Genomic DNA, 15,629 nt, shown 5'->3' with positions numbered 1-15,629 from the left:
TATGCCGGCGGCCTCCCGCGCAGAATCGGTCGGGCCGGCAAAACAGCGGTGCGAAAAACGCAACGCTGCCCGCCGGCGCGGTTTCTCAGGCCATGTCGCTGTTGCTGAATTCCTCGGCGAGGAAGTCGATCAGCGTGCGCACCGAGGGCAGCAGGCCCCGGCGCGAGGGGAAGATCGCATGGACGATGCCGCACTTGGGCGACCAGCCCGGCAGCAACTCCACCAGCCTGCCGGCGGCCAGGTCCTCGCGCACCGCCACGCGCGGCACGTGGGCAATGCCGACGCCGGCGATCACGGCGTTGCGCAGGGCCAGCAGGTCGTCGGTGACCATCCGCGGCTTGTGCGAGATGAGCAGCCGCTCGCCCTCCTCGTTGAACAGCTCCCACTGGTATTCGCGCTGCATGCCGCCCCAGTGCAGGCTCGGCAGCTGGCCGAAGCCCATGGGCGAACTGTCCCCGGCCATGCGCTCGAGGAAGTCCGGCCGTCCCACCAGGCACTGGGTGCTGTTGCCCAGCACCTTCATCACCATGTCGGTATTCTCCAGCGGCGGGAAGCGCACCCGCAGGGCAATGTCGAAGCCCTCGTGGAGCAGGTCGACGCGACGGTTGGTGCTCTCGATGAACAGCTCCACCAGCGGGTACTTGAGCATGTAGCGGGTGAGCATCGGCCCGACCCAGGAGTTGAGCAGCGTCGTCGGGCAGGCCAGCCGCACCAGGCCGCGCGGCTCGGCACGGTTGCGCTCGATGACCTCGGAAGCGCCTTCCGCCTCGATGCGCATGGCCACGCAGCGCTGGTAGTACTCCTGGCCGATCTCGGTCAGCGAGCAGTGCCGGCTGGTGCGGTGCAACAGGCGAACGCCCAGGCGGTCCTCCAACTGGGCGATGCGCCGGCTGAGCTTGGATTTGGGGATATCCAGCGCGCGGCCGGCTGCGGCGAAACCACCCTGCTCCACCACCTGGGTGAAGTAATAGAGGGTGTTGAGGTCTTCCATGGATCGTTCTCCGGATGGAACGCTGGGAAAGCTGCGCAGCTTACCTTATCGAACAAAGCGATTGCGCCGCGCTCCGGCCGCGATCATGCAGATCGAGCCCCTTCACAAGACTCGCCCGAGGCCGTCGCGGATCGTCGACCGGCAAGGCCACGGCGGTGCGAAAACGCTACAGTGCCAGCGTTACGTTCAACCCTGGACTATGCCCCATGAACTACAGCATTCACCCCGAACGTCCTGAAGACGCAGCCAATATCCGACGGGTAACCGAAGCGGCCTTCGCCGTGGCCGAACACAGCGACGGTACCGAAGGCGCCATCGTCGACGCCTTGCGTGCGGCCGGCGCACTGAGTGTGTCGCTGGTCGCCAGGCATGGCGACGAACTGGTTGGCCATGCGGCCTTCTCGCCCATCGCGCTCGACGGCGAAAACCGCGGCTGGTACGGCCTGGGCCCGGTTTCCGTGCGCCCTGACCTGCATGGCCAGGGCATAGGCGCGGCACTGATCCGCACAGGACTGGAACAACTCAAGGCGCTCGGCGCCCGGGGCTGCGTGGTACTCGGCGATCCGCGCTACTACCGCCGCTTCGGCTTTGCCGTGGACCCGGCGATCCGCTACGAAGGCGTACCGCCGGAGTACTTCATGGCTCTTCGACTGGGCGACATTCCGGCAGCCGGCAAGGTCGCCTACCACCCGGCCTTTTCCGCGTCCTGATGCGGAAGCGGCGGCACCTCCCGCAAGGTGTCGCCGCTGTGGCCACTGAGGCAAGGAAGACACATGACACCCAGGATTCGTCGCGCGACTGCCGCCGACATCGACACCCTCTTCGACATCCGCACCAGCGTGCGGCAGAACCACCTGAGCCGTGAGCAGATGGCCGAATTGGGCATTACACCGCAAGCGCTGAAGGAGGCGCTGGAGGCAGGCCCCTGCGCCTGGATTGCCGAGGTGGACGGCAGCGCCGGGGGCTTCGCCATGGTGGATATGGCATCGGCAGAAGTCTTCGCCCTGTTCGTCCGTCCCCAATGGGAAGACCAAGGGCTGGGCAGCCTGCTACTAAGGGCTGCGGAGACCGAGCTTTTCCGCGAACACGAGACTATCTGGCTGCTGACGGATGGCGGCGACGAGATTCGCGCCAACGGGTTCTACCTGAAGCGGGGCTGGGAGCGGGTCGCGCGGGTGGACGAGCGCGACGTGCGTTATGAAAAACCTCGGCCCGCGGACAAGGAGTGATCGCGGACAAGGTCCGCGATGATTTCCGTGCAGTGCGCAGGCCTTGTCAGAGCAGCGACTTGCCCTGGCTGAGAACCTTGTCGCAGACCTGCCTGGTGACCTTTTCCTTGATGCCGCTGCCGGACAGGTCGAGGCTCTTGCCGTCGCTGCCGGTGAGGACACCCTTGGCGCCGTCCTTGTAGCCGCTGTCGCTGGTGGTGGTGTTGCCCGGCAGTTTGCCCAGCAGCTTGTCCTTCACCTGGGTGGCGGCGTCGGCATTGAGGTAGTTGTTCTTCGCGCAGTACTCCAGCAGCCCGGCAACGTTGCTACTGCTGCTGGAAGATACCGACGGCAGGCTGCCAAGACCGCCGAGCTGGTCGGCAACGTCGCCGAGGGACGCGGCCTGGGCCAGGGACCAGGGCAGCAAGGCGGCGAGGACAATGGAAATCGGTTTGCAGGCATTCATGGGGCTCTCCTGGTTGCATAGCACGCGGCGCTGGTTACCTCAGCGAGTGTAGACCCCGTCCGCTTGCGTCAACTCAATAGCCCACCGACTTCAGCACCTCGTCCACCGATTGGCTCGGCGGCCGACCGAGGAACATCAGCAGTTGGTCGGTACGGTTGGTGAAGAAGCCGTCCACGCCGGCCTTGCTCAGCTTGTCGAAGTCCACCGAGTCATCGACGGTATAGGCATGCACGAACAAGCCGCGCTCGTGGGCCGCCTGGTTCATCCAGGGTTGCACCAGGTCCATGTAGCTCTGGTCTCCACGGGCGGTGAGTGTCGCCGAAGGGCCGCTGCCCAGGGCGCCGTTGGCCTTTGCCCAGTCTAGCCAGGCGAAGAGCTCTTCCTTGGATTTCACTTCCTGGCGGGCATAGAAGTCCGCTTTGATCTTCTCGCCGGACTGGGCGAAGGTGGCCGGACTCCTGGCCGCCATGTAGCCGTCGCCGACCCACAGCAGCAGGACCTTCGGCACCTTCGGCATGCTCCTGTTCAGGAGTTCCAGGCTGCTCTTCTCGAACGTCTGCAGGACGATCCTGCCCTGGGGCTCACCATTGGCATCGAGCCAGCCACGGTTTTCCAGCGCCTTGCGCAGGTCTTCCTCGATACCGGGGAACTGGCCCGGCGCCTTGGTCTCCAGGTACAGGCCAGGGGTTTCGCCACCCCCCTCGGCGATGTCGATCAGCTCGTCGAGGGTAAGGATGCGCAGTCCCGCATACCTGGAGCGAGCGCGTTCGGGATAAGTGGCGTTGAACCAGCTGCCGGCATCCAGGCGCTTGAGTTCGGCCAGGGTGAACTGGCTCACCGGGTCCTTTTCGCGGCCGGGGAAGACCTTGGCAATGTTGGTGGTACGTTCCAGGGTGTCGTCGTGCAATGCCACCAGTACGCCATCCTTGGTGCGCTGCAGGTCCGCCTCCAGGTAGTCCGCGCCCAGGTCACGGGCGGCGAGATAGGCCGGCGCGGTTTCCTCGGGCGCATCGTGGGAGGCACCGCGATGAGCGATCACTGCCGGCCAGGGCACGCCGGCGGCCTCGCTCAGGGCGCGGCCGGGCGACTCCTCGGCGCTGACGATGAAGCTGGCGGCAGCCAGTGCGATGGTGCCCAGTACAGCGATGATGCGACGGCGCATGTGCGAAACCCCTTTGGCTGGGTAACGGATAAGCGCCCCAGTCTGGCGCGCATGCATGACGCTCGTGCAACCAGGGGCGAAGTGAAGCTGCAACGGCCCAGGAGCATAGGCCCCCCGGGAACGGAATCTTGGAGAATAGGACCCTGCCCGCTCCGCGCAATTCCGTTGACATGCCCCGGCAAGAAAAAAGCCCGCTGACAATGTCTCGTCAGCGGGCTTTGGATGAAGGACCGAGGGGGCACCGAGTCCTTGCCCGCGAACCGCACGGCAGATGAGCCTGGTTCGCGAGCAAGCCCCCCCTCAGGGTGGCGTATCAGCGCGGCAGGTCGAAGCGGTCGAGATTCATCACCTTGGTCCAGGCCTTGACGAAGTCATGCACGAACCTGCGTTCGCCGTCCGAGCAGCCATAGACCTCCGACAACGCCCGCAGCTGAGAATTGGAACCCAGTAGCAGGTCGATACGGCTGCCGGTCCACTTCGGTTCGCCGGTCTTGCGGTCGCGGCCCTCGAACTCGGTGTTGTCCGCTGAAGTCGGCTTCCACACGGTACCCATGTCCAGCAGATTGACGAAGAAGTCGTTGCTGAGCGTGCCGGGGCGCGAAGTGAACACGCCGTGCTGCGAGCCGCCGGTGTTGGCGCCCAGCACACGCAGGCCGCCGATCAGCGCGGTGACTTCCGGCGCGGTGAGGGTCAGCAACTGCGCCTTGTCGATCAGCAGCGCCTCGGCCGGCACGGCGAACTTGGACTTCTGGAAGTTGCGGAAGCCATCGGCCACCGGCTCCAGCATGCCAACCGAGTGCACGTCGGTCTGCTCCTGGCTGGCATCCATGCGGCCCGGTGCGAACGGCACGCGGATGTCGTGGCCGCCCTTGCGCGCGGCCTCTTCCACGCCGGCATCGCCGGCCAGGACGATCAGGTCGGCCAGGGATATCTTCTTGCCGCCGGCGGTGGATGCGTTGAACTCGGCCTGGATTTCCTCCAGCACGCCGAGCACCTTGGCCAACTGCTCGGGCTGGTTCACCGGCCAGTCCTTCTGCGGCGCGAGTCGGATGCGCGCGCCATTGGCGCCGCCGCGCTTGTCGGAGCCACGGAAGGTCGAGGCCGAGGCCCAGGCGGTGGAGACCAGCTCGCCGACCGACAGCCCCGAAGCCAGTACCTTGGCCTTGAGCGCGGCGACATCCTGCTCGTCCACCAGGGGATGATCGACTGCCGGGATCGGGTCCTGCCAGATCAGTTCCTCTTTTGGCACGTCCGGCCCCAGGTAGCGAGCCAGCGGGCCCATGTCGCGGTGGGTCAGCTTGAACCAGGCGCGTGCGAAGGCGTCGGCGAAGGCATCCGGGTCTTCGTAGAAGCGCCGGGAAATCTTCTCGTAGGCCGGATCGACGCGCAGCGCGATGTCGGTGGTGAGCATCGACGGCGCACGGCGCTTGGACTTGTCGTGGGCATCGGGAATGCTGCCGGCGCCCGCGCCGTTCTTCGGCTGCCACTGGTGGGCGCCGGCCGGGCTCTTGGTCAGTTCCCATTCGTAGCCGAACAGGTTCCAGAAGAAGTTGTTGCTCCAGCGCGTCGGAGTGGACGTCCAGGTGACTTCCAGGCCACTGGTGATGGTGTCGCCACCGGAGCCCGTGCCAAAGCTGCTGACCCAGCCAAGGCCCTGGTTTTCCAGTCCGCCCGCTTCCGGGTCGGCGCCGACGTGATCCGCCGGGCCCGCGCCATGGGTCTTGCCGAAGGTGTGGCCACCGGCGATCAGGGCGACGGTTTCCTCGTCGTCCATGGCCATGCGGGCGAAGGTCTCGCGGATGTCCCGCGCGGCAGCCAGCGGGTCGGGGTTGCCGTTGGGGCCCTCGGGGTTCACGTAGATCAGGCCCATCTGCACGGCAGCCAGGGGGTTTTCCAGATCACGCTCGCCGGAGTAGCGCTTGTCGCCACCCAGCCAGGTGGTCTCCTCGCCCCAGTACACGTCCAGGTCCGGTTCCCATACGTCTTCGCGGCCGCCGGCGAAGCCGAAGGTCTTGAAGCCCATGGATTCCAGGGCGACGTTGCCGGTGAGCACGATCAGGTCGGCCCAGGACAGCTTGGCGCCATATTTCTGCTTGATCGGCCAGATGAGTCGGCGCGCCTTGTCCAGGCTGACGTTGTCCGGCCAGCTGTTGAGTGGGGCGAAGCGTTGCTGGCCGCGGCCGGCGCCACCACGGCCATCACCGATGCGGTAGGTGCCGGCCGAGTGCCAGGCCATGCGGATGAACAGCGGGCCGTAGTGGCCGAAGTCGGCCGGCCACCAGTCCTGGGAGTCGGTCATCAGGGCGCGCAGGTCCGCCTTGACCGCTTCCAGGTCAAGGCTCTTGAATGCCTCGGCGTAATTAAAGTCCTCGCCCATCGGGTTGGACTTGGAAGAGTGCTGGTGCAGCAGGTCCAGCCTCAGCTGGTTCGGCCACCAGTCACGGTTGGACGTGCCGCCACCAGCCGTCTGGTGAAACGGGCAACCACCTTTGTTTTCGTCGCTCATTGCAGGCTCCTTGTGGGCGCTTGGCGTGGCGCCTCGTATTCGCACAACCCATCAGAAGATAGATCAAACGGGACGGGCTGCTATTGCAGTTATTGATTGGCTCTAACGGTAAAAAGCTATCGATGGGGATGGCGAAAAGCCTTGTGACAGAGGGCATGCACCAGCAAACCTGACGCTGGGCGGTTCGCGGGACATGCCGGCGACGGAACGAGCACGGAAATATCGCGGACGGAGTCCGCTCCTACGCGCAAGGCGAGCCTCGGCGTTCCCCGATACGTAGGAGCGGACTCCGTCCGCGATTGGCATCAGGCCGTCGCGAACCTCGCCATCAGAACGCGAAGCAGGAACAGCCGAACGCGCCCCAGAACCCGGCGAAGTCGCTCACCGGCACATCCTTGGTGCGGGCACGCTCGTGGCTGTGGCCGTGCACACCACAGGAGCCAACGCACTGGTGCACAGCCTGCTGCAGGGGCACCTGGGGGCGCCAGTGGCCAGGGACCATGGCGACCGGAGACCACTCCGGCACCACCGGGATGCTCGGCGGGGCCAGCTTGTCGAACTCGCGGTCGCCGTGGACGATCTTGCCGCCCACCACGGTGAGCACCGACTCGATGGTCTTGATGGCCTCTTCCTCGACGCTGAAGAAATCCTCCGAGAGCACCGCCAAATCCGCCAGCTGGCCGGCCTTGAGCATGCCCTTCTTGCCCTGCTCGCTGGAGAACCAGGCGCTGCCATGGGTGAACAACTCAATCGCCACCTCGCGGGACAGGCCCTCCGGGTACAGGCTCAGGCCGCCGACGGTCTTGCCGCTGACCATCCAGTACAGCGAGGTCCATGGGTTGTAACTCGAAACACGGGTGGCGTCGGTGCCGGCGCCCACCGGCACGCCTTCGGCCAGCATGCGCTTGATCGGCGGCGTGGCCTCGGCGGCCTGCCTGCCGTAGCGGTCGACGAAGTATTCGCCCTGGAAGGCCATGCGGTCCTGGATGGCAATGCCACCGCCCAGGGCGCGGACGCGCTCGATGTTCTTCGGCGTGATGGTCTCGGCGTGGTCGAAGAACCACGGCAGGCCGTTGAACGGAATGTCGCGGTCGACCTTCTCGAACACGTCGAGCATGCGCGAGATGGATTCGTCGTAGGTGGCGTGCAGGCGGAACGGCCAGCGCTGTTCGACCAGGTGCCGCACCACCGGCTCCAGCTCCGCCTCCATGGTGCCGGGCAGGTCCGGGCGCGGTTCGAGGAAGTCCTCGAAGTCGGCCGCCGAGAACACCAGCATCTCGCCGGCGCCGTTGTGCCGCAGGAAGTCAGTGCCCTGGCCATAGGTCACGCTGCTGGTCCAGTTCCTGAAATCGGCCAGCTCTTCCTTGGGCTTCTGAGTGAATAGGTTGTAGGCGATGCGCACGGTGAGCTGGTCGGCGTCGGCCAGCTGCTGGATCACCTGGTAGTCGTCCGGGTAGTTCTGGAAGCCACCGCCGGCGTCGATCACGCTGGTCAGGCCAAGACGGTTCAGCTCGCGCATGAACTGGCGGGTCGAGTTGACCTGGTATTCCAGCGGCAGCTTCGGCCCCTTGGCCAGGGTCGCGTAGAGGATCATCGCGTTGGGGCGGGCGATCAGCATGCCGGTGGGTTCGCCGTTGCTGTCGCGGACGATCTCGCCGCCGGGCGGGTTCGGTGTTTCCCTGGTGTAGCCGACGACGCGCAGCGCGGCGCGGTTCAGCAACGCGCGGTCGTACAGGTGCAGGACGAACACCGGGGTATCCGGCGCCGCCTTGTTCAACTCCTCGAGGGTCGGCAGGCGGCGTTCGGCGAACTGGAATTCGTTCCAGCCACCCACCACGCGCACCCACTGCGGCGACGGGGTGCGCTGGGCCTGCAGGCGCAGCATCTCCAGCGCATCGGAGAGCGAAGGCACGCCCTCCCAGCGCAGTTCCAGGTTGTAGTTCAGGCCGCCACGGATCAGGTGCAGGTGCGAGTCGTTGAGGCCGGGAATGACCGTGCGGCGGTTGAGGTCGACCAGCTGGGTCGAGGCGTCGCGGTAGGCCATGACCTGGACGTCGGTGCCCACGGCGAGGAACTTGCCGTCGGCGATGGCCACGGCCGTGGCGTGGGGGCGCTCGGGGTCGACGGTGTGCAGCTTGCCGTTGAACAGGATCAGGTCTGCGTTGCGTTCTGTGTTGCTCATGCTCGTGCCCCTCAGCGTTGCAGGAAGGCCAGCAGGTCTTCGTTGAGTTGCTGCGCGTGGGTGACGGCAAAGCCGTGGGGCGCGCCGGCGTAGACCTTCAGTTCGGCGCCCGGGATCTGTTCGGCCGCCAGCTTGCCGGTGGTTTCGAACGGCACGATCTGGTCGTCGTCGCCGTGGATCACCAGGGTCGGCACGTTCACCTTGGCAAGATCCGCGCGGAAGTCGGTTTCGGAGAAGGCGCCGACGCAGTCCACGGTGCCCTTGAGCGAAGCCAGCAGGGCGATGTTGAGGGTCTGGGTAAGCACCCCGTCGGAGACCTTCTGGCCATGGTTGATGCCGTAGAACGGCGCGGCGAAGTCGGCGATGAACTGTGCGCGGTCCTGCAGCAGGCCGGCCTTGATGCCATCGAACACGGCGCCGTCGACGCCCTGCGGGAAGTCGGCGGCCTTGCCGAAGATCGGCGTGACGGCGCCCAGCAGCACCAGGCCGGCGACGCGCGAGGTGCCATGGCGGCCGATGTAGCGGCTGACGTCGCCGCCGCCCATGGAGAAGCCGACCAGGGTCACTTCGCGCAGGTCCAGGTGCTCGATCAGGCCGGCGATGTCATCGGCGAAGGTGTCGTAGTCGTAGCCGTTCCACGGCTGGCTGGAGCGACCGAAACCGCGACGGTCGAAGGCGATGGTGCGGTAGCCGCGGCTGCTCAGGTACTGCATCTGGTATTCCCACATGTCGCCGTCCAGCGGCCAACCGTGGCTGAACAGCACGGGCTTGCCGCTGCCCCAGTCCTTGTAATAGATCTCGGTGCCGTCGCGGGTAACGAAAGTGCTCATGGAAACTCCTCTGCCTGCCATGCAGGACGATGTGGGTACGGGCGCCGCTCGGGCGCCGCGGGAGGGAAATTCAGGGGACAGCTTCAGTCGGCGCTGAGCCAGCGGGCGCAGCGACGCGTCACCCAGGGCATGATCAGGTAGACCACCGGCAGGACGATGCACAGGGTCACCAGCAGGTTGCTCGGCACCACGCCGGCCAGCATCGGGAAGCGCTCGAACGCCGGCGCCCAGAGCGGCGGAATCACCATGGTGAGCGGGCTGATCACCAGGTAGGTGAGCAGCGCCTGCTTCCATTTCGGTGGCTGGCGCGCGTTGCCGTGCTCGGGGGTGAACCAGAACTCGGCGTCGTTGTGGATCAGCGGGTGATCGCCCTCCTCCAGCAGCGGCAGGACTTCGGCGACCAGTTCCGCGCGTTCGCGGGAGTCGATCCAGGCCTGCAGCTGGCCGGCGCGGGCGAAGCGCACCACGGTGGTGAACATGGCGCCCTCGCCGTCCGGACGGATCACGTTCACCCCCAGGTGCCCCGGCTGTCGGCGCGCGGCCGAAACGGTACGGCGCAGCCAGGCCTCGTAGCTGGGCAGGGCTTCGCAACGCACCTTGTGGTGGACCACCAGCGTCACCACGCTGTTCAGATCGATGGTTTCGGCGCTCATGGGTGTTCCGGACTCATGATTGAGGTCCGATCACTATGGCGGCGGCAACGGTCGTCCTATTGGACGCATGTGCTGGATAGCTGCTCGACCATGGGGGTCTGCAGGTGCGTAGGAGCGGACTCCGACCGCGAGGGTGTCGGGCGCGATGCGAACCTGTCGCGGACAAAGTCCGCTCCTGCGCCAGGGTGAAGCCAGGCAGGGCGCATAACCGGAAAGGGTTATCCGCCGGCGGCCGAACGGCGGATAACGCTGGCGCGTTATGCGCCCTACGCCGCTCGAGTCACCGTTCGCACCGGAGTCAGGGGATACATGAACGCGGGATGCCGGCAGCTGCAGCAGAAGGCGATCAGGCCGCGGAGATGGCAAGCCCCGGCAGGGTCACCTGGCGCATATAGGCACGCGCCGTATGCGGCACGCGGTAGCGCACTTCGCTGTCGCCCTGCTCCACCCACAACAGGGACTTGTCCGCCAGTTGCCGCACGGCGGCGAACACGCACTCGCGGCACCAGCGCTTGTCGTCCAGCGAGGCGACGGCCGTGTCGAGGGTGAAGCCGTCCGCCAGCTGCGCGAGCAAGCCCAGGCAACGCCGCTCGACGGCGTCCAGCAGCGCGTAGCTCCAGTCGTAGGTCGCCTGCAGGCTCTGCTGACGCGCCGGGGCGGTGCGGCGGCCGGGCATCAGCAATTGCATGGGGGTATCCAGCAGCGCCGGCAGCCCGGCAAGGCCGAGAATGCCGACCTGCCGCGCGGCCATCTCGATGGCCAGGGGGATGCCGTCCAGGCGTCGGCAGATGTCGATGATCGCGCGCACCTGGCCGGGCTTGAGTTCGAAGCGGTCGCAGACCTCCCGCGCGCGCATCACGAACAGTTGCACCGCCGAGCTGCACATGGCCAGCGCCAGCGGCGCGTCGTCCTGTGCAGGCACCTCCAGCGGCGGTAGGCGCAACACGTGCTCACCCTCGGCTCGCAGCGGCTCACGGCTGGTGGCCAGGATGTTCAGTGCAGGGTGCAGACGCAGCAGATGCTCCACCGCCTCGGCGCAACGCTCGGCCAGGTGCTCGCAGTTGTCCAGCACCAGCAGCGTCGGTTCACAGGCCGGCTCGCGCAGGAGGATGGCGAGGCTCTGGCTGAGGGACACGCCGTCCGGATCGGCGGACAGGTCGAGGAAGCGCACCTGGCTGAAGTGCCTGCCGAGCTGCTCGGCGGCATGGATCGCCAGGGAGGTCTTGCCCATACCGCCGGGGCCGACCAGGGTCAGCAGGCGCGTGGCGGGCAGCTGCTTCACCAGCCGTTCGAGCTGCACCTGGCGGCCGACCAGGCCCATCAGCAGCACCGGCAGGTTGCTGGCGCGCACTTCGCAAGGCAGCGCCACGGTCTGCACCGGTGCGGCCACGCTTTCCACCACACCGACGAAGCCATAGCCGCGCAACGGCACGTTGGCGATGTAGCGCTCGCCAGTGCGGCCTTCGCCAAGGGCGCGGCGCAGTGCCGCGATGTGCACGCGCAGGTTGATCTCCTCCACCACCGTGCCGCCCCAGACTTCCGCGATGATCGTGTCCTTGGCGATGATCTCGCCGGGCTGGCGGATCAGCACCTGCAGAATGTCCAGCGCCCGGCTGCCGATGCGCACCGGGCGATCTCCCTGCAGCAGCTGGCGCTTGTAGGGATGGAACTGGAAGCGACCGAACTGCAGGACGGTCTCGGTGCGGTTTTCCGTGCTCGTGCTCATGTCCTGCTCACGCCGTGGTCCGAATGGATCGCTCTACAACGGGGCCTCCAGGCGATCTGATCGAAACCAAAGTGACGCGCCCCCGATGATTGGTCAGGGGTATTTTCCCGCCTCGCCATGACAGCGCAATTCCCGCGGGGGGAAGGATTCGGCCAACTTGGGTGCGCCGGACGGTCAACCGGTGAAAAATGCGGCCCTGGGCCATCAGGCAAAGCCGAATTGCTCGCGGTACTGGCTCGGCGTCATGCCGATCCGCTCGCCGAATACCGTGCGCATGTGCCGGGGGCTGCCAAAGCCACTGCGGCTGGCCACCTGCTTGAGCGGCAGGTCGCTGCTTTCCAGCAGCTTGCGGGCATGGTCGATGCGCGCGCTCTGCACGTACTGCATGGGCGTCATGCTGGTTTCGCGCTGGAAGGCGCGGGCGAAGTTGCGCGGGCTCATGGCCACCAGTTCGGCGAGGCGGTTCACCGTCAGCGGCTCGTCGATGTGATCCACCACGTAGGCCTGGGCGCGGGCGATCACCGAGCCGTCGCGCACCACCGACACCAGCAGCGGGCCGAACGGCGTCTGTCCGCCCTGGCGCTTGAGCACCACCAGCAGCACCTTGGCGACTTCCAGGGCGATGTCCTTGCCGTGGTCCTCGGCGACTACCGCCAGCGCCATGTCGATGCCGGCGGTGACACCACCGGAGGTGATCAGGTTGCGGTCGACGACGTAGATGCGCTCCGCCTGCACCTGGGTGCGCGGGTACAGCTGCGCCAGGCGCTCGAGGTAGTTCCAGTGGGTGGTGCAGCGGTAGCCATCGAGCAACCCGGCTGCGCCCAGCAGGAAGGCGCCGGTGCACACCGCGCCGTAGCGCTTGGCCGCACGCGCCGCACCCGGCAACCAGGCCTGGAGCGCCTCGTTGTTGCCGTTGTAGGCGCCGGGTCCGCCGGGCACCAGCAGCAGGTCGACGCCTGCCGGCAGCGCCGGCAGCGACAGGTCCGCGGTCATGCGCAGGCCGCTGGAGGCGCGCACGCTTTCGGGCTGCGCCGCCACCGTCAGCAACTGGTAATGCCGCTCCGGCGGCAAATAACGGTTGGCCATGGAGAACACCTCCATCGGCCCGGTCACATCCAGCGCCAGCACGTCGTCGTACAGCACCATGGCCACTGTTTTCATTCGTCTACTCGCACGCAAACGGGGCTTGGCGGTCTCGCGTGCCCCGATATAGGAAAAAAACCACTGTACCGACTCGCCGCGCTGGCGAATCGCACGTTTGCATCATTCTGCGCCGCCGTGGCCGAGCACACGGGTCCAATAAATGCCGCGCCGGCCTGACCATAGTTTGCCCATCGAAGCGCCCGGATGGCCCTTGCAGAACTGCAAAGCGACCCTGCAGGGCTGTCTGTTCCGCGTTTTCGAGCGATCGACAAGAATGGCTCCACGGTTTGCCGACCCACGATGCAGACCGACCCAGCTGCCCTCTTCTTCCCACGCAAGCCCAAAGGAAATCCGACCATGACCGCCATCGCCAAAGCCGTTCCCGGTAAAACCCTGCTCAGCCCCACCGACCACACCCTGATCATGATCGACCACCAGTCGCAGATGTCCTTCGCGACCAAGTCCATCGATGCGGTGACCCTGCGCAACAACGCAGCGCTGGTGTCCAAGGCGGCCCGGGAATTCGGCGTTTCCACCATTCTCACCACCGTTGCCGAGAAGAGCTTCTCCGGCCCGATCTTCGACGAGATCAAGTCGGTCTTCCCCGAACACAACGTCATCGACCGCACCAGCATGAACACCTGGGAAGACCCGCGCATCGCCGTTGAAGTGAACAAGTTCGGCAAGCAGAAGATCGTCCTCGCCGGCCTCTGGACGTCCGTGTGCATTGTCGGCCCGGCCCTGTCGGCCATCGACCAGGGCTTCGAGGTCTACGTCATCGCCGATGCCTGTGGCGACGTATCCACCGAGGCCCATGAGATGGCCCTGCAACGAATGATCCAGCTGGGCGCACGCCCCATGACCTCCCTGCAGTACCTGCTGGAACTGCAACGCGACTGGGCCCGTGGCGAAACCTATGACCAGATCGTGAAAACCTCCATCGAGCACGGCGGCGCCTACGGCTTGGGCCTGATCTACGCCAAGACCATGTTCAACGCCAGCGAAGGCCACTGATTCTTCGCGACAGAAAAGGGGCGGCATTGCCGCCCCTTTTTCATTTCAGGGATAAACACCATGCCGACCCAAGACCGCTCCGGCGCCCTGGCGCTGCTGTTCATGCGCGTCAGCGCCGCCCTGTTGCTGCTCCAGGTACACGGGCTGCCCAAGCTGCTGCACTGGCAGAGCGAGCTCAAGCACATCGAAGACCCTTTCGGCCTCGGCGCCGCACCGACCCTGGCGCTGGCAGTGTTCGCCGAAGTGCTCTGTCCGCTCCTGCTGATCCTGGGCGTGTTCGCCCGCCTCGCCTGCCTGCCGGTGATCGCCGTGCTGCTGGTTGCGCTGCTGTTCGTGCACCCGCAGTGGTCACTGGAAGAAGGCCAGTTCGCCTGGTGGATGCTGATCCTCTTCGCCGGCCTGGCGCTTGCCGGTCCTGGCCGTTATCGCCTCACCCTGCCTCGCCTCGCCGCCTTCGGCACGGAGTCCTGAACTTGAAAACCGCCCTGCTCTCCTGCGCGTTGGCGTTTGCCTGCGCCCAGGCGCACGCTGCCGACTGGTCGCTGCTCTCACGCAACTACTTCCTCGACAACGACTACCGCAGCCCCGGCCCCAACGGCCAGAGCCTGCGCCGCGAATGGGCGCAGGGTTTCATCGGCAGATTCAGCAGCGACGTCACGCCCGGCGCCATCGGCCTGGGCGTCGATGCCCACGCCTTCCTCGGCCTGAAACTCGACGGCGGCCGCGGCCACGCCGGCACCGGCCTGCTGCCGCTGGACAGCGATGGCCGCAGCGAGAGCGAGTACTCCGATGTCGGCGCCGCGCTGCGTCTGGTACATGAAAAGACCGCCCTCGCCTGGGGCGAGATGGAAGTGGAAACCCCGGTGTTCGACACCGGCGACAAGCGCCTGCAACCCGAGTACGCCACCGGCTGGTTCCTCGACGACCGCAGCCTGCCGGGGCTGCGTTTACAGGCCGGGCGCTTCACCGCCTTCAAGAATCAGGACTCCAGCTCCAGCCACGGCGAATTCGAAGGCTACGGCGCCAGCACCCGTTTCGGCGGCCTGAGCCTGGCCGGCGCCACCTGGAGCGCCCCCGGCGCCCACTGGGGCGGCGCACTCTACGCCAGCCAGCTCGACGACGTCTGGCGCCAGGCCTACGCCAACCTCAACGGCCGCTTCGGCCGCTGGTCGGTGGACGCCAACCTGTACAAGACCGGCGACACCGGCAGCGCCCGCGCAGGCAGCATCGACACCCTGGCCTGGAGCCTGCTGGGCAAGGTCGCCCTGGGCAGCCATGCGCTGAGCCTTGCCTACCAGCAGATCGACGGCGACACACCCTTCGACTTCGTCGGCGGCGACTCCATCTACCTCGCCAACTCCATCAAATACGCCGATTTCAATGGCCCTGGCGAGCATTCCTGGCAGGCCCGCTACCAGTGGGACGGAGCCAGCGCCGGCCTTGCCGGACTGACCTTCTCCACCCGCTATGTGCGCGGCAGCGGCATCGACGGCACCCACGCCCCGTGCGGCGGCGCCTACAACCCCCTGGAGGGCGGCGCCTGCCAGCCCGCCTATGGCGACGGCGGGCGCCACTGGGAGCGCGATCTCGACGTGCGCTACGTGGTGCAGTCCGGTCCGGCCAAGGACCTGGCGCTGAGCTTCGCCCAGGTCTCGCACCGCGCCAACGACGCCCAGGGCGGTGCGGATATCGACCGCATCTACGTGATCGTCGAATACCCGCTCAAGGGCGTTTTCTGAACCGCGCCG

The 15,629-nt window shown here is 66.5% G+C and carries 14 protein-coding genes; 5 read left to right on the top strand and 9 right to left on the bottom strand.

Features of this window, described 5'->3' with window-relative positions:
• Positions 1 to 85 precede the first annotated feature (85 nt).
• Positions 86 to 991, bottom strand: a complete 906-nt coding sequence (locus tag MJ122_RS06610) for a LysR substrate-binding domain-containing protein (protein WP_088418443.1) — start codon at positions 989 to 991, stop codon at positions 86 to 88.
• A gap of 206 nt (positions 992 to 1,197) precedes the next feature.
• On the opposite strand from MJ122_RS06610, the gene MJ122_RS06605 reads away from it, so the two are divergent.
• Together MJ122_RS06605 and MJ122_RS06600 are read left to right on the top strand one after the other, a co-directional pair.
• Positions 1,198 to 1,701, top strand: coding sequence for an N-acetyltransferase (locus MJ122_RS06605; RefSeq protein WP_239743123.1), 504 nt, complete (start codon positions 1,198 to 1,200; stop codon positions 1,699 to 1,701).
• Positions 1,702 to 1,764: 63 nt separating this feature from the next.
• Positions 1,765 to 2,220 (top strand): GNAT family N-acetyltransferase, encoded by a 456-nt coding sequence (locus MJ122_RS06600; RefSeq protein ID WP_239743121.1) that lies wholly within the window; start codon positions 1,765 to 1,767, stop codon positions 2,218 to 2,220.
• Positions 2,221 to 2,266: 46 nt separating this feature from the next.
• Here the strand turns inward: MJ122_RS06600 and MJ122_RS06595 are convergent, their stop codons facing one another.
• From MJ122_RS06595 to MJ122_RS06560, 8 genes are all read right to left on the bottom strand, one after another.
• Complete coding sequence (locus tag MJ122_RS06595) at positions 2,267 to 2,665, bottom strand: DUF2501 domain-containing protein (protein ID WP_239743119.1); 399 nt, start codon at positions 2,663 to 2,665, stop codon at positions 2,267 to 2,269.
• Between the two features lie 73 nt (positions 2,666 to 2,738).
• Entirely contained in the window at positions 2,739 to 3,827 is a 1,089-nt protein-coding gene (locus tag MJ122_RS06590; RefSeq protein ID WP_239743117.1) for a glycerophosphodiester phosphodiesterase, read from the bottom strand.
• 313 nt (positions 3,828 to 4,140) lie between these two features.
• Entirely contained in the window at positions 4,141 to 6,333 is a 2,193-nt protein-coding gene (gene katG, locus MJ122_RS06585) for a catalase/peroxidase HPI (protein ID WP_239743115.1), read from the bottom strand.
• A 328-nt stretch (positions 6,334 to 6,661) separates the two neighbouring features.
• Positions 6,662 to 8,515 (bottom strand): amidohydrolase, encoded by a 1,854-nt coding sequence (locus MJ122_RS06580; RefSeq protein ID WP_239743113.1) that lies wholly within the window; start codon positions 8,513 to 8,515, stop codon positions 6,662 to 6,664.
• Between the two features lie 11 nt (positions 8,516 to 8,526).
• Positions 8,527 to 9,345 (bottom strand): alpha/beta hydrolase, encoded by an 819-nt coding sequence (locus MJ122_RS06575; RefSeq protein WP_088418429.1) that lies wholly within the window; start codon positions 9,343 to 9,345, stop codon positions 8,527 to 8,529.
• Positions 9,346 to 9,428: 83 nt separating this feature from the next.
• On the bottom strand, positions 9,429 to 9,998 hold the full coding sequence (locus MJ122_RS06570) for an antibiotic biosynthesis monooxygenase (protein WP_239743111.1): 570 nt from the start codon (positions 9,996 to 9,998) through the stop codon (positions 9,429 to 9,431).
• Positions 9,999 to 10,344: 346 nt separating this feature from the next.
• Positions 10,345 to 11,724 (bottom strand): winged helix-turn-helix domain-containing protein, encoded by a 1,380-nt coding sequence (locus MJ122_RS06565; RefSeq protein WP_239743109.1) that lies wholly within the window; start codon positions 11,722 to 11,724, stop codon positions 10,345 to 10,347.
• Positions 11,725 to 11,928: 204 nt separating this feature from the next.
• Positions 11,929 to 12,885, bottom strand: coding sequence for a GlxA family transcriptional regulator (locus MJ122_RS06560; protein WP_088418425.1), 957 nt, complete (start codon positions 12,883 to 12,885; stop codon positions 11,929 to 11,931).
• A gap of 339 nt (positions 12,886 to 13,224) precedes the next feature.
• On the opposite strand from MJ122_RS06560, the gene MJ122_RS06555 reads away from it, so the two are divergent.
• From MJ122_RS06555 to MJ122_RS06545, 3 genes are read left to right on the top strand one after another with little or no spacing between them, the layout of a single operon-like run.
• Positions 13,225 to 13,881 carry a hydrolase gene (locus MJ122_RS06555; RefSeq protein WP_239743107.1) on the top strand — a complete coding sequence of 219 codons (657 nt, stop codon included), beginning with the start codon at positions 13,225 to 13,227 and terminating at the stop codon, positions 13,879 to 13,881.
• 60 nt (positions 13,882 to 13,941) lie between these two features.
• Positions 13,942 to 14,352: a DoxX family protein gene (locus MJ122_RS06550; protein WP_088418421.1), complete on the top strand. Its 411-nt coding sequence runs from the start codon at positions 13,942 to 13,944 to the stop codon at positions 14,350 to 14,352.
• Between the two features lie 14 nt (positions 14,353 to 14,366).
• A complete protein-coding gene (locus tag MJ122_RS06545; protein WP_239743305.1) occupies positions 14,367 to 15,620 on the top strand; it encodes an OprD family porin in 1,254 nt (417 codons plus the stop codon).
• Positions 15,621 to 15,629 lie beyond the last annotated feature (9 nt).

The sequence above is a fragment of the Pseudomonas sp. DP-17 genome (genome assembly GCF_022380625.1).
GTDB classification, from domain to species: domain Bacteria; phylum Pseudomonadota; class Gammaproteobacteria; order Pseudomonadales; family Pseudomonadaceae; genus Pseudomonas; species Pseudomonas nitroreducens_A.
This window is presented reverse-complemented; position numbering and strand designations above follow the sequence as displayed.

Excerpts from the sequence above, each read along its gene's own strand:
- MJ122_RS06560 (WP_088418425.1), bottom strand. The coding sequence starts at position 12,885 with ATGAAAACAGTGGCCATGGTGCTGTACGACGACGTGCTGGCGCTGGAT.
- MJ122_RS06600 (WP_239743121.1), top strand. The coding sequence starts at position 1,765 with ATGACACCCAGGATTCGTCGCGCGACTGCCGCCGACATCGACACCCTC.
- MJ122_RS06610 (WP_088418443.1), bottom strand. The coding sequence starts at position 991 with ATGGAAGACCTCAACACCCTCTATTACTTCACCCAGGTGGTGGAGCAG.
- MJ122_RS06550 (WP_088418421.1), top strand. The coding sequence starts at position 13,942 with ATGCCGACCCAAGACCGCTCCGGCGCCCTGGCGCTGCTGTTCATGCGC.
- MJ122_RS06575 (WP_088418429.1), bottom strand. The coding sequence starts at position 9,345 with ATGAGCACTTTCGTTACCCGCGACGGCACCGAGATCTATTACAAGGAC.
- katG (WP_239743115.1), bottom strand. The coding sequence starts at position 6,333 with ATGAGCGACGAAAACAAAGGTGGTTGCCCGTTTCACCAGACGGCTGGT.
- MJ122_RS06595 (WP_239743119.1), bottom strand. The coding sequence starts at position 2,665 with ATGAATGCCTGCAAACCGATTTCCATTGTCCTCGCCGCCTTGCTGCCC.
- MJ122_RS06605 (WP_239743123.1), top strand. The coding sequence starts at position 1,198 with ATGAACTACAGCATTCACCCCGAACGTCCTGAAGACGCAGCCAATATC.
- MJ122_RS06580 (WP_239743113.1), bottom strand. The coding sequence starts at position 8,515 with ATGAGCAACACAGAACGCAACGCAGACCTGATCCTGTTCAACGGCAAG.
- MJ122_RS06590 (WP_239743117.1), bottom strand. The coding sequence starts at position 3,827 with ATGCGCCGTCGCATCATCGCTGTACTGGGCACCATCGCACTGGCTGCC.
- MJ122_RS06570 (WP_239743111.1), bottom strand. The coding sequence starts at position 9,998 with ATGAGCGCCGAAACCATCGATCTGAACAGCGTGGTGACGCTGGTGGTC.
- MJ122_RS06555 (WP_239743107.1), top strand. The coding sequence starts at position 13,225 with ATGACCGCCATCGCCAAAGCCGTTCCCGGTAAAACCCTGCTCAGCCCC.
- MJ122_RS06565 (WP_239743109.1), bottom strand. The coding sequence starts at position 11,724 with ATGAGCACGAGCACGGAAAACCGCACCGAGACCGTCCTGCAGTTCGGT.